A 12,805-nucleotide genomic window follows, 5' to 3' on the forward strand; every position below is an offset into this window, starting at 1 on the left:
TCTGGTGCCGTAGTTTATGCAAACTGGTCCTCTGCCTTCGCACGCGGCGTGAAGTAGAAGGTCAAAGCAAAGAATAGATAGAGTGCTGAAATGCCATAGAACTGTTCCATCCCACCTTCGGTTATTACGCACACAACAATCGTGGAAATGGTCGCGAGGACAAACACGTTATCTCGATAGTAGCCACGAACAGCACGAGCGAGAGGCACTATCAGGAAACCCATGGTGCAAAGGCTGTATGGCCAACCATAAGCTACAGGCATTCGCAACCATGATTCATCGCGGGCCGCTATCTTGGAACCGCTAGCAAATTCGCCGTGCTTGCCTATGCTCCATTTCAGATACGGGCTAGAGTGGCCGTGTCCAACAAATGGATGTTCTACGCTGGCCCTCAGCAACAAAAGGTTCAGAACATCGCGCCCGGTATAGATTCCGGTGGTAGTTCCTGGCGACGTTCCTATTATTCGAACCGCAGGTAGCTGATCCTGCAAATTCGAAGCTGTATTCATAATGGTCGTTTGAATTCCAGGCGCGAAGATTCCTGCAAAGAAGACAACGCAAAGAGCAAATGGGGTACAAGCGAGTACAAGCCGGTGACGGATGATCCTGAAGTATGTTGCAACTGCGACAATGAGAATGACCAAGAAGAGAAGAACAACCCGCGATTTGGACGCGAAAAGGATGAGCGCCAATGGGACAAGACTCCAAAGGCGTAGTGCAGATATGCCTTTGCTGGCACAGAATGAAATAGTGAACAGCATCATTAACATCGAAATCCAGAGGACATTCGAATGCCCAGCTGTGTCATCTGCCATCAGTAAGAGTCGCTTACTTGAGGTGAATGATTCCCAGAAGAAGTGGCTCGGCATCGTCGGCCAGTGAATCGCAGTCAGAGCCGTGCTGAGAAAGAACATTGCAAAGGCACTGACCCCAAGTAATACAAACAACTGCCGCATAAGTGCTTCAGGGCCCATGATGCGAAGGCATGCTCGTGCGAGACATGCGAGCGCGATAATTGAAACCAGCCGCGCCACCAAATTGATCATGGAATCCGGATCATCGGCATGAGTCAGCATGGCGGAGAGCTGGGACAGAACCAATGCAAACAGTGCAACGGATCCGCGCGGAAGCGTCAGCTTGCGCCAGACAAGGATTCCAACGAGCAGTAATACAAGGTAGAAGAACGTGTACCACTTTGTTAGCTCTGGCGGAAACAGCGGCAAGAAGAGAAGTAGGGAAAAGACAAAGCTATAAAGCATCCCCCCTGTGAACGTCAGGGGGACCCTGGGGATCGGTTGCGTATGGTCGAGGCTCAAGCAGCACCGCCGTTGAGCTTTGTCGTGAGCCTTAAGTCCCGGATTGAAATCATGGAAGTAGCGAAGTCGAACAGGGAATCGTGAACCTGGTTCAGAGCGGTTCGAAGCACCAGCCATGCCATGCTGAAATCAATGCAGAGCAAAGCCGCTGCCGCACCAGAAAGGCCGAAGTGTTTCATCAGGCCCCAGGCAAACAGCAGGGAGATGAAGGTTCCTCCAACGTATGCCATTGCGATCTTCTCGTGTTTGTTGATCGCCATTGGTACGACAGAACTCGTATACCAAAACGAGTTGATTAATATGACCAGTAGCAAAAGATTGAACGTCAGCGGATCGAAAACTACAGCGTGTCGGGTCCAACTTACATAGACCCGAGGACCGACCGCGGCGAGAGCCAAAGTACATGCCACTGATAAGATGAGTGCGAGTTGGCATGCACGCCGATGCAGAACTCTCACAAGGTCGATCTTGCCTGCGCCAAATGCGACAGAAATCTCGGGCCAGACAGTCCATGCGACCACATTCATGATTTGATAGCCGACGCGACTCAGTGTGCGCATGGTTGAAAATGCGACGATCGCAACCGGACCAAGCACCAGACCCACAATCAAGGTGAAACCTTGCAAGCTGATGGCATTGCCGATCGGGAACGCCATAAATGCGAATGCGGGGGCTGCTAGTCTGCGGATCGTGGCCCGGCTTGCGTGTCGTACTCCGTAGCAGATCCAGGGGCTTCGCGAGCGCAGAATGAGGGTAAGGACGGCAGTTCCGAGAGCACGCGTGGCTAGAAATGAAACCGCGACTCCGAGCAGACCTCCTCCGCAGACTACAGTCAGGGTTGCGAGCAGATTCTCCAGCATTCGCACAATGTTGAGTGCCATGACTCCAAGTGCATAATTGCCACCGCAACGAAACCCGCTATCGAGCAAGCCGTTCTGCAGCGTGAGCAGAACATACGCAGAGAAAACTACCATGATCGTGGCAGAGGCGTGATTGCCAAGCGTGCTGATCTTCATCCACCTTGTCCATGGAATGAACCAGGCAAAACAGACGACCAATCCCATCAAAGCAACTGAGAGCGACGTAACGAGCAACCAGGTACTCTGAAACGTACCGAGCGCGGCACTGCGGTTTCCTGCGGAGACGTTCATGGTCATGTCGCTCGCGGCGACGCGCCCGAATCCAATGTCGCTGAGCGCAAGATAGCTAGGGATTGCACTCAGAATCAGCCATTCTCCATAGAGCGTAGCGCCCCAATAATGCAGGAAGATCGGTACGCTGACCAGTTGTACGACAACGGTGACGATAGGCCCAAGGGCGCTTGCGCCAAGGCCTCGCACCAAGCGCTTTGCAACGCTTGAACCTATGGTGGGCTTTGCCTCCGGCTGAGTCGTTTGAGTTCCGTTTGACTGCTGCACTTCTAATATGCCTTGTAAACCAGCACCCCTGAAGTTGTGCTGACCGCTGCTTCGATTCCGCGATAGCCAAAGATCTTGGTTCGGCTCGATGGCACAAACAGAATGTCGCCGTCTTCTACTTGAATATCCGGTGCTTTGTTCTGCAAAATCTGTTTAATGTGGACGGGAAATTCCTGACGCGTGCCCGCGATCTTGCGAATCAATTTCGCCCCGTTGGAGGTTGCGGTGCGATTCGCTCCCTGCGCCAGTGCGAGGGCCTGGATCACGGTAAGCCGGTCATTGGTCTCAATCAGGAATCCGCCTGGCTTGCCCACGTCGCCAACTACATAGACAACTCCGGCTTTCGCAATCATGATTGTGTCGCCGGGGCGAACGTCAGGGCTTGCCACAACTGCTCCCGGGCGGGTATCGAGCAGGATTACTTCAGGTTTGTCGGGTGATGCCTTGTGAGTGATAGTGATGGAGCGGCTTGCTGATTGAGTCAAGCCCCCAGCAGCGGCGATAAGGTCCGGAAGTTTGTGATTCCCGAGCAAGGGATAGATGCCCGGGTTCTTTACTTCCCCTGTTACGGTTACGCCCTGGGTCGCGTATTCAGTGATGAATACGGTGACATGGGGCGAGCGGAGGACATCGGAATTGCGCAGTTTCGCCTCGACTGCGACAGCCGCCTCTTCCGCCGTCATGCCGGAAACGGTGACGGCACCCGCGATGGGTACTGAGATTTCTCCTGCGTCGTTCACGCGAAGCTTTCCAGAGAGTTCTGGAGTATCAAAAACACTCACTTCAAGCAGATCGCCGGAGGAGATCGCTAACAAGCTGGTCGCCTGTGAACTGGAACTCGACTGCGCTGCCGATGTGTTTTGAGCCAATGCAGGGAGAGCAGAACCCAAGCTTAACGCAAAGGCAACTACGCACATCACAAAGGCGGAGGCAAGTATGCTGTCGTTTTTCCCGAATTGCCGCTGCTGATCAGTTCTCTTCGTCGACATAATAGTTGGCCATAGACTTGCCGTACATTGCGCCCTGTGCGTAGTAGTAGTTTTCCAGCTTCATGTTCACTGCGTTGAATACGATTCCGATGAGATTGCTGTTTGCGCGCTCAAGCAAGCGTCGTGCGCGAATTACTGCTTTCTCTCGAGCCAAGCCTGAACGAACGACCAGGACAACTGCGTCCGCAATATGTGCAATCGGCAGCGTGTCTGCCACGGCAAGCACGGGCGGAGTGTCGATAATGATCCGGTCATATTGGCCGCAGAACTTCTCAAGCAGATCGATCATGCGATTGGACCCGAGCAGTTCTGCTGGGTTCGGCGGATGTGGTCCTGCAGGAAGAAGCTTCAGGTGAGGAAGAGACTCGATTGGTGTTACGAGTGGATGAGCATCACCGACTTGCGTTAGAACAGTGCTCACGCCGGCACGCGATGCTCGCAGCCCAAAGTGTTTGTGCATCGTCGAACGACGCAAGTCGCCATCGATCAGAAGTACCGATTCGCCACGCTGGGCAAACGCAACACCGAGATTCGTCGAGACAGTCGTTTTGCCTTCGCCTGCTACGGAACTCACAACGGCGATCATCTTTGGCGGGCGATCTGGCGAGGAGAGCAAAAGCGAGCTTCGTAATCCTCGAAACGCTTCCGCTGCCTGCGACTGTGGACTGTGGAGCAGCAACGGACTGGCGCCAACATTCATGGTGGGTGCCGTAACGTCGTTCATCGGAATGCTGCAGAGAACGGGGAGTGCAACTTTGGATTCGAGATCCTCAGAACTGCTCAATGTATCGTCAAAAGATTCGACGGCAACCGCGATCACAGTCCCGATAACCAGTCCTCCCAACAGGGCTATTATCAGGTTGATGGTTTTCTTCGGGGAGACTGGTTTTGCAGGAATCTCTGCGGGATCGACGATGCTGACGTAGCTTGAACTCAATCCTGCCGTCACGCCCGCCATCTTCAATTTCAGTTGCAGCGTGTCGTAGAGTTCGCGACTGTTCTCGACCTCATGCTTCAAAAGCGCGTACTGTACAACGTGCTCATTCAGTTCGTATGCTTTTTCCTTCTGATCATTGAACTGGTTTCGCAGAAGAGATTCCGTTTTCGAACTTGAAAGGTACTCATCTTCAAGACGTTTCCCTACATTTGCCACCTCGGTGGCAATCTCGCTCTCTAGCTTGGCTTTTTGGGCCTGCATCTCGCGCAGTTTTGGATACGCGCTTCCGAACTTTGAATTGAGTTGCGCCAATTGCGCGTTCAACTCCGCTTCTTGTGCCCGCAGTATCTGCAGATTGGAATTGGGAACTACGGAGGCAATTAGTTCGGGGTTTCCAGAGGCTGCCATCTTGTGACGCGCTTCTTTGACGATGCGGTCTGCTTCAGCTTCCGTGAGTTGCTGATTCAGCAATCTCAGGCGATCGACGACTATGTTGTCGTTTTCGCTTGCGCCAAGGATATTGTTCTGCTTCTGGAAGTCTGCCAGCTTCTGTTGAGCTTCTGTTGACTTCGCCTGCAGGTCCTGCATCTGCTTCGAGATCCAATCGGAGACCTGAACTGTTCCTTCATAACGACTCTGCAGGTTCCGTTCCATGTACTTCTGGACCACTGCATTGGCAATCTCGGTAGCCAGTTTGGGATCTGTACTGCGGTATCGGACTTCTACGATCTGTGTATTCGGTACAACCTGAACAGCCAGCGATCCCGCAAAATCCTCGAGCATGTCATGTCGATCCGAAGGGGACATCGCGCGTGGATCCGTGACCTTCATCTGCGCAGCTTTCTTTCCTGCAAACGTGGATAGCTTGGGAAGGCCGAGCGAATCGATCACACGCATGGCAACTGCGTCGCTCTGAATGATCTTGACTTCGGATTGCAGGCGGCTGTTGTCGTCATCGCTGCCCGACAATTTGTCGTTGATCATTTCTTCCAAGCCGAGCGAAGAAGAGCGAGTGGGATCGATCTGCAGCCGAACGACGCTTTCGTACACCGGCTTGCGGGTGAAGCTGTACAGGGCAGTTAGTACGAGCAACACGGCCGTTGTGGTCAGGATGATGTACTTGCGCCTGAAGATCGTTCTCCAGATTTCCTGTAAAGACAACTCCTGCTGAGCCGCACCGTCCTCAATTGCGAACGGTAGGCTGTTGGTTGCAGTTCGGCTGTCTTCACTTGGTACACGCATTGAAATTCCTCATTGCTTTGCGAGTTGTCGAACTGCTCGTCCGAGATACGTGCACGCACCTAGCGGGTGTGTGCACATGATGAGTCTGGAGAGTGAAGCCTATCGACAGAAGGCTCGGCCCTGCATTCTGCAGCCGAGGCCGACGAGGACTAAGTAGCCAATCGCAAGCACCAAACATGCTTCGCAGAAGAGTGCTGAACTGGACAACTAGGCTCGATGTTGGCCGGATCGGACCAGCAGAGGAGTACTGATATTCACTCTTGTTCTTGAATCAGGTTCGACTATAGGAAACGTGAGTAGATCCTGTCAACGATCTAGCACTTTCTCGAGCGTTACTCACGCGCATTACTCAGTTTGCGAATGTGCGTTACTACAAAAGAGAGCGTCTGCACGTGGCAGACGCTCTTCGTAGAAGACAACTAATTAGAGCTTTTCCAACACTGCAGTCAGATACTTCCAGAACTCCGCAACAGATGAGATCTGCACGCGCTCTGCGGGGCTATGTGGATGCTCGATTTGAGGTCCAAATGAGATCATCTGCATGTCGGGGTAGTTCACGCCGAGCACGCCGGTTTCAAGTCCTGCATGCATGGCAATCAGTTTGGGCGAGGTGCCGTACATCTGTTCGAAAACTGCCTTCGATGTACGCACGATGTCGCTGTTTGGTTCGGGCTTCCAGCCAGGATATCCGGCTGCATGCTCCACTTCGAAGCCCGCCAATTTGCAGGCTGTGGCAACGAGGCGCTTGGCAAGATTCTTGCTGCCCTCGATTGCTGACCGCTGGCTTGTCACAATCTCCACGACACTATCTTTCAAACTCACTGTAGCAACGTTTGTGGAGTCCTGTACCAAACCGGGCACATCGGGGCTCATTGCGAGCACTCCGTGGTGAAGAGTGGAAATCAGGTCGACTACCTTCTTCGCATCGTCGTTGGCAATCACGTGCTGTGGCCGTTCGGCCTTTTCTACCGTGATCTGCAGGTCCGGATCGAATGCTCCGAGATCGGCACGAACATCTTCTGCAAATTGCGCCACAATTGATTTGAGCTGAGCTTCGTTCGCCGCGTTCGCTACAACGATGGCCGACGCCTCGCGAGGAATCGCATTGTGAGCGCTGCCACCCTTCAAATCGGCGAGCTCGGCAGGTAGTTGCTCCATCACAAGTTGGAGTGTGCTGCCCAGAATGCGGATCGCATTGCCGCGTCCGAGATGGATGTCGACTCCCGAGTGACCGCCCTTCAGGCCCGTAACCTTCACTCGATATGCAGAGTCGCCTTTCGAGGGTTGGAAGGAAACCTTGCGGCGGGCCCGCGTGTTCAGACCACCGGCGCAACCGATGCACAACGTCCCCTTTTCTTCGTTGTCCAGATTAAGCAGGTAATGTGCCTTCAGAACGCCCGGCTTGAAAGCGGAGGCGCCACCGAGAGTGGTCTCTTCTTCAACGGTGAACACAAATTCCAGAGGGCCGTGTTTGATGTTCTTGCTCTGCATCACGGCAATGGCGGCAGCAACGCCGACGCCGTTGTCAGATCCCAGAGTTGTGCCATCAGCATAGAGCCAGTCGTCCTTGCGCACCATGCGAATTCCATCGGTGTCGAAGTTGAACTCTGTGCCTTCGTTCTTCTCGCACACCATATCCAGATGGCCCTGCAGAGCGGTGACCGGAGCGGATTCGCGTCCGGGGTACGCCGGTTTGCGGACGACTACGTTTCCAGCCTCGTCAACAAAGGTCTCCAACCCAAGATCCCGGGCGAGCTTGAGAATGTGCTCACGTGCAGCCGCCTCCTTTGTGGACGCACGAGGGATAGCGGCCAGTGCTTCAAAATTTTTCCAAACCTCTTGTGGTTCAACTCCTGCAAGTGCAGATGACATGACACTCTCCAGATAACCGAATGCAACTATCCTACAACGATTGACTTAGTTATGAGCGACCCTACAGCCCGGCAACACCGACACTGACAACCTCCGGCTCCGGTTCGATCCTCTCAGGATGGGGTGGTCATGTCCCCTTCGTTGAATAGGTTTTAAGTGTCGCCCAGGTACTGTTCTTCCGAGATGCTGCACATCATCGCTCATCTATAACCAAGGTCGGGGAAGGTCGGCGGAGCAAGTAACTTATCATTTCCGCCAGGGGTTTCTCAGATGGACCGCACAGCTACGCTCAAACCAGACACTCGAAAACGCGCTGCTCTTTGGAGGTTCCTAAGCTACATCACAAATAATGAGGCTCAATCACGCCATGAGGAAATGTTCGATGTGATTTTCTGGTGTGTCGAGACTTTGGCTCTGGCGTTAGGAATCTGGATATTACTGGCAAAGCACAGTGCGGAATGGATTCCTTTTCTGGTGATTGAGTATTGCTGGGCGATGGACAATCTGAGGCATAACCGCCCGTAGGCGATTTGTCGGAGGCAGAGCATGTCAACTCAGGGAAACACTGCTGCGAACTCAGATCGGCTCGTGAGCGTCAGGCCGCTTTTGGAGCGTGACTTGAATGACGCAGATAGAATCTTCCGCCTCGCCTTCGGAACCTTCCTCGGCATGCCCAATCCCTCCGACTTTGCGGGCGACAGTAGCGTAGTCCATACACGATGGCGCGTGGATCCCTCGATGGGAGTAGGGGCTGAAATCGATGGGAAGTTGGTCGGGTCCAACCTCATCACGCGATGGGGAAGCATAGGGTTCTTCGGGCCCTTAACGGTCGAACCCTCGCTTTGGCAACAGGGAATTGCTTCCAAGATTCTATCCGCCACGATGGATATCCTCAACGAATGGGGAGTGACCCACGCGGGGTTGTTTACCTTTAGCCACAGTCCAAAGCATATTGGGCTCTATCAGAAATTCGATTTCTGGCCCCGCTTCCTGACCATGGTCATGGCCAAGCCTGTCCCCGCCGAGCAGGCAGCCCCGATCCAGCAGCTTTCTACCTACGACTCGGAAGATCGCGTGGAAATCATCTACCAGTGCCGACAACTAACAGATGCGATCTACCCTGGACTCGAAGTTCTCCGAGAGGTTCGCGCCGTAATTGACCAGAAGCTGGGAGAGATTGTCCTGCTCATTGAGGGCTCACGGGTGGTTGGGTTTGCTGTATGCCACTCCGGTCCTGACACGGAAGCCGGCAGCGGTACCTGCTATGTGAAGTTCGCGGCCGTCGATGCCGGGAATGGGGGTGAGCGACGCTTTGAGAAGCTGTTGAAGAGCTGCGAATCCTATGCTCTTGCGAGCGGTGCCAGCCGGCTGGTCGCTGGAGTTAACACGGCGCGATCTGAAGCGTATCGAGCAATGCTAGGGCGAGGATTCCGCATTGAGTTTCAGGGCGTTACTATGCATCGCAAGAATGAGGCTGGTTACAATCGCCCGGGAGTTTACGTCATTGACGATTGGCGTTGATCCGGACGATCAGCTCTCTCCGTCCCGGCTTCAACGCCTCCGGCTTATCGTATCTTCCTAAAACAGCCACCCTTTTGCGCGTTGTCTGGTCTAGAGTTAGCCCCGGAGTGCCCCTGCTCAGCCCTCCCTGACGTGGCTGATACCCCCTTTGTCTTGCGATCATAGAAGGGTGGGGAGGGTGATTTGCTCTCTTCCTGAAGGGAAACGATGAATTTTATAGATGATGACGTCTTTGTCCCGGAGGACGACATGCCGGAACAATGGATGGCCCAAGTTTTTGAATTAGCCACACGCAAGGCAGTGGTGAATCGTAAGAACTCACCGCAAACGCTATGTCGGGCGAAGCACTGCGAGAAGAAGCCGAAGAAGATTTGAAGCGAAGATGTAAAGGAAGACCGGGCCGGGCTGGAGGCGAATCCCAGCCCGGGGGTGCGGTGTTCGGTCGATGATTTAAGCCACTCTTCCCGGAGCTTCGGGCTGGGCATTGAGCGGAACTTGGTCGACTTCCTCCCAGATCCGTTCGCCATGCGACTCGCGTAGAGCAAAACTGCCAACCACGAATGTCATGGCTGCGATTGCCATGGGGTAGTAGAGGCCGCTGTAAATGTTTCCTGTTGCAGCAATGGTCGAGAGTCCGATCAAGGGGACCAACCCGCCAAATACGCCATTGCCGAGGTGATATGGAAGCGACAACGAGGTATACCGTATCTTCGCAGGGAATGCTTCGACCAGGTATGCCGCGATAGGTCCATACACCATGCAAACAAACAGCACCTGCAGGAACACCAAGCCTACGATTGCCGGCATGTTCGGGTGCTGAGCAACGGGCGCCGGGACGAGTTTGCCCGCCGGGTTTACCGTCATAGGCGTCAACTTGACCGCTCCGGTTACTTTGTCCTTGGCTGACGTGACGCTCACCACGTTGTTGCCGACCGCATTCTCCATCGCTCGGTAAATCGGCAGGTAGCAGATCACGGCCAGCAAGCAGCCCGCCATCATGATCTTCTTTCTGCCGATGCGATCTGAAAGGGCGCCGAAGACCGTGAAGAATGGCATGGCCAGTAACAACGCGATTGCCACAGCGATGTTCGCACTCTTCGGATTCATCTTCAGAATCGTTTGCAGGAAGAACAATGCGAAGAATTGGCCGGTGTACCACACAACGCCCTGTCCCGCGGTGGCTCCAAGTAGCGAAATCATCACGCGCTTGAGATTTGGCCACTTCGTGAGGGCGTCCTTCAGGGGTTGGGTGGACGTCATTCCCGCGCTCTTCAATTGCGTGAAGATTGGCGACTCTTTCATCTTCATGCGGATGTAGAGGGAGATTGCGACCAGCACGAGCGAGATAAGGAAGGGAATGCGCCATCCATAGGAACGGAATGCCGCGTCAGACATGCTGCCCTGCGTAATTAAGATGACGCCGAGCGAGATGAACAACCCCAGGGTAGCCGTGATCTGAATGAAACTGGTGTAGAACCCGCGTTTGTGATCGGGCACGTGTTCGGCAACGTAGATTGCAGCACCGCCGTATTCACCGCCCAGCGCAAGTCCTTGCAGCACTCGAAGTGCGATCAATGCAATAGGCGAAAACCATCCAGCTGTCGCGTAGGTGGGCAACAAGCCAACTACGGCCGTCGAGAATCCCATGATGCTCAACGTGACTAGGAAGGCGTACTTGCGACCGACGAGGTCTCCAATGCGTCCGAAGAACAACGCACCGAGAGGGCGTACGATGAAGCCTACCGCAAACGTAGCAAGGTATGCGATGTAGGCGAACGTGTCGTTTCCGGGTGGATAGAACTTGGGGGCGAGATAGGCTGCCAAACTTCCAAAAATATAGAAGTCGTACCACTCGATCATGGTGCCGACAGCCGATGCTGAGATTACCTTGCTGATTTGATACTCGGGTAAAGCCAGATTGCTTGCCTCAGTCGCCATCTGTGGTCTCCAGTTCCATCTATCAATGCTGAATAGCAGAAAAGGGTTGCCTCAGAGTCTGATGTTCTTGAGATCTTCAACTGAATCGGGCGCAAATGGTCGCTGCGCCGTCGCATCTCGCGAAGAGGCGGCGCAACGAAACAGCAGATGTTTGTGAGTTCTACTTGCGGCTAAATTGCGTTTTCGAGGAATTGGACAGCGTACTCGCCCGCGAAAGACTCACTCGGCTTGCTTTGTATTCTCACGACCCGCGCCTGCTGGAAGATGTTGTGTCCTGCCTCGACGTAATGTGTCGCTATCGACAACTCGGCGTTCAGTCGAAACTTCTCGAAGCTCGTGAAGCAGGCACCTCCTCGGCTCAGGTTGAGAACGTCAACGATGACGACGCTTCCTTCTTTCGTTTCAATCGCTGCGCGCGTGTTTCTGCATGAAATCCTTCTATGGCGCCGCTCATCCACTGTCCGGATTGCGGGTCTTAATTGGTAGATCTCATGGCAGAGCGGAACGAGGTTGGGTTCGTAGTTCGCATAATGCGACTCGCTGTTCGCGGAGACGGCCTCTTCGCCAGTTTCCGGATGGAACATAGGCGGGTGTAGGTGCGGTATGGAGTCGAAGTCAGAATTCACTGCGGTACGAATGGCCCTCTGGGAAGTACATAGAATTCTGCTTCAATCAGCGCAAGCGATCATTCGGGCGATCTACTTACAAGCGACTGCAAGTTCACTGAGGTGAGTAGGGCGAGCAAGGAGTCTTCGAAACGGGGCAGTTCGGGTGAGCAAACGCCGGTGCACAAACAAAAACGGGGCTCTTTCGAGTCCCGCCAGAACTTATATATAACTTTATTTAGGAGATCTTGGTTGCGGGGGCAAGATTTGAACTTGCGACCTTTGGGTTATGAGCCCAACGAGCTACCAGGCTGCTCCACCCCGCACTCTGATAGTAGCAATCGAGTCGTTTAGCGTCAAACCGTTCAGCCGTAAATGTGTGGAAATTCTAGAGGGTAGGTCCATTCTGGTCAGTAACCATGCATGTTTGAGGCACAAACCTTTTTTGTTCTTTTCGCTTCTCGGAATGCATGATCTCAGTTTGCACTCGGTTGGCAAACCTAAGCAGAGTGAGTGCATCTTACAGACGTTCTTAGTCGAGATTGGCCCACGGAAGCCCAAAGCAAATCATGCCATCAATCCACCCTCGTAATATTTCCTCATCGATAGGGCTTGCAGCAGTGTTGTTCTTCGGCTCGTTACTCGTTTCACAAACGAACCCGGTCTCCGTTGAGAAAGTCGAACCTGCCAGTTGGAAGCCCGACACTAGTTCCGAAATGATGCTACGTATTTCGGGACGCGGGCTTGGCGATGTCGTAAGAGTGAAGACAAAGCACAAGGGCATCCGGGTGACTCGCATTGAGTCGCCCGATTACAATCATCTGCTCGTTTGGCTTCGGATCTCGTCAACTGCGGAACCCCGCACAATGATGCTGCAGCTTTCCACTCGCTACATGACGACTTTTGCGGCGGTTCCGCCATTTTCGGGTGAACCGCCCGCTGTTGTTGCTGGCAAGTAGGCCGTAGA

General features: G+C 53.8%; 10 protein-coding genes and 1 tRNA gene. 3 read left to right on the forward strand and 8 right to left on the reverse strand.

The features are described from left to right. Positions 1-14: 14 nt before the first annotated feature. The 5 genes from AC6IZD_RS07125 to AC6IZD_RS07145 form a co-directional block, all read right to left on the reverse strand. A complete protein-coding gene (locus AC6IZD_RS07125) occupies positions 15-1,259 on the reverse strand; it encodes an O-antigen ligase family protein (protein ID WP_497786995.1) in 1,245 nt (414 codons plus the stop codon). 53 nt (positions 1,260-1,312) lie between these two features. Then, entirely contained in the window at positions 1,313-2,734 is a 1,422-nt protein-coding gene (locus AC6IZD_RS07130) for a lipopolysaccharide biosynthesis protein (RefSeq protein WP_497786996.1), read from the reverse strand. 2 nt (positions 2,735-2,736) lie between these two features. Then, a complete protein-coding gene (locus AC6IZD_RS07135) occupies positions 2,737-3,723 on the reverse strand; it encodes a polysaccharide biosynthesis/export family protein (protein WP_497786997.1) in 987 nt (328 codons plus the stop codon). Then, the gene (locus AC6IZD_RS07140) at positions 3,704-5,902 is read right to left on the reverse strand and encodes a GumC family protein (protein WP_497786998.1); all 2,199 of its coding nucleotides are present in this window, start codon (positions 5,900-5,902) and stop codon (positions 3,704-3,706) included. Before AC6IZD_RS07140 ends, AC6IZD_RS07135 begins: the two co-directional genes overlap by 20 nt. A gap of 423 nt (positions 5,903-6,325) precedes the next feature. Further along, a complete protein-coding gene (locus AC6IZD_RS07145; RefSeq protein WP_497786999.1) occupies positions 6,326-7,774 on the reverse strand; it encodes an aminoacyl-histidine dipeptidase in 1,449 nt (482 codons plus the stop codon). Positions 7,775-8,320: 546 nt separating this feature from the next. Here AC6IZD_RS07145 and AC6IZD_RS07150 point away from each other — a divergent pair. Then, positions 8,321-9,295 (forward strand): GNAT family N-acetyltransferase, encoded by a 975-nt coding sequence (locus AC6IZD_RS07150; protein WP_497787000.1) that lies wholly within the window; start codon positions 8,321-8,323, stop codon positions 9,293-9,295. Positions 9,296-9,502: 207 nt separating this feature from the next. After that, on the forward strand, positions 9,503-9,670 hold the full coding sequence (locus tag AC6IZD_RS07155; RefSeq protein WP_497787001.1) for a hypothetical protein: 168 nt from the start codon (positions 9,503-9,505) through the stop codon (positions 9,668-9,670). A gap of 75 nt (positions 9,671-9,745) precedes the next feature. On the opposite strand, the gene AC6IZD_RS07160 is transcribed toward AC6IZD_RS07155, so the two are convergent. The 3 genes from AC6IZD_RS07160 to AC6IZD_RS07170 form a co-directional block, all read right to left on the reverse strand. Continuing rightward, positions 9,746-11,233, reverse strand: coding sequence for an MFS transporter (locus AC6IZD_RS07160; RefSeq protein WP_497787002.1), 1,488 nt, complete (start codon positions 11,231-11,233; stop codon positions 9,746-9,748). A 170-nt stretch (positions 11,234-11,403) separates the two neighbouring features. Then, the gene (locus AC6IZD_RS07165; protein ID WP_497787003.1) at positions 11,404-11,859 is read right to left on the reverse strand and encodes a PilZ domain-containing protein; all 456 of its coding nucleotides are present in this window, start codon (positions 11,857-11,859) and stop codon (positions 11,404-11,406) included. A gap of 228 nt (positions 11,860-12,087) precedes the next feature. Beyond that, positions 12,088-12,164 (reverse strand) — tRNA-Met (locus AC6IZD_RS07170). Between the two features lie 243 nt (positions 12,165-12,407). Between AC6IZD_RS07170 and AC6IZD_RS07175 the strand changes: the two genes are divergently transcribed. Continuing rightward, positions 12,408-12,797 (forward strand): cyclomaltodextrinase N-terminal domain-containing protein, encoded by a 390-nt coding sequence (locus AC6IZD_RS07175; RefSeq protein ID WP_497787004.1) that lies wholly within the window; start codon positions 12,408-12,410, stop codon positions 12,795-12,797. Positions 12,798-12,805 lie beyond the last annotated feature (8 nt).

Source organism: Koromonas humicola (assembly GCF_059726255.1).

Bases quoted from the DNA above. Each gene is read 5' to 3' on its own strand.
- AC6IZD_RS07150 (WP_497787000.1), top strand. From the start codon at position 8,321: ATGTCAACTCAGGGAAACACTGCTGCGAACTCAGATCGGCTCGTGAGC.
- AC6IZD_RS07145 (WP_497786999.1), bottom strand. From the start codon at position 7,774: ATGTCATCTGCACTTGCAGGAGTTGAACCACAAGAGGTTTGGAAAAAT.
- AC6IZD_RS07125 (WP_497786995.1), bottom strand. From the start codon at position 1,259: ATGCTTTATAGCTTTGTCTTTTCCCTACTTCTCTTCTTGCCGCTGTTT.
- AC6IZD_RS07155 (WP_497787001.1), top strand. From the start codon at position 9,503: ATGAATTTTATAGATGATGACGTCTTTGTCCCGGAGGACGACATGCCG.
- AC6IZD_RS07160 (WP_497787002.1), bottom strand. From the start codon at position 11,233: ATGGCGACTGAGGCAAGCAATCTGGCTTTACCCGAGTATCAAATCAGC.
- AC6IZD_RS07175 (WP_497787004.1), top strand. From the start codon at position 12,408: ATGCCATCAATCCACCCTCGTAATATTTCCTCATCGATAGGGCTTGCA.
- AC6IZD_RS07135 (WP_497786997.1), bottom strand. From the start codon at position 3,723: ATGTCGACGAAGAGAACTGATCAGCAGCGGCAATTCGGGAAAAACGAC.
- AC6IZD_RS07140 (WP_497786998.1), bottom strand. From the start codon at position 5,902: ATGCGTGTACCAAGTGAAGACAGCCGAACTGCAACCAACAGCCTACCG.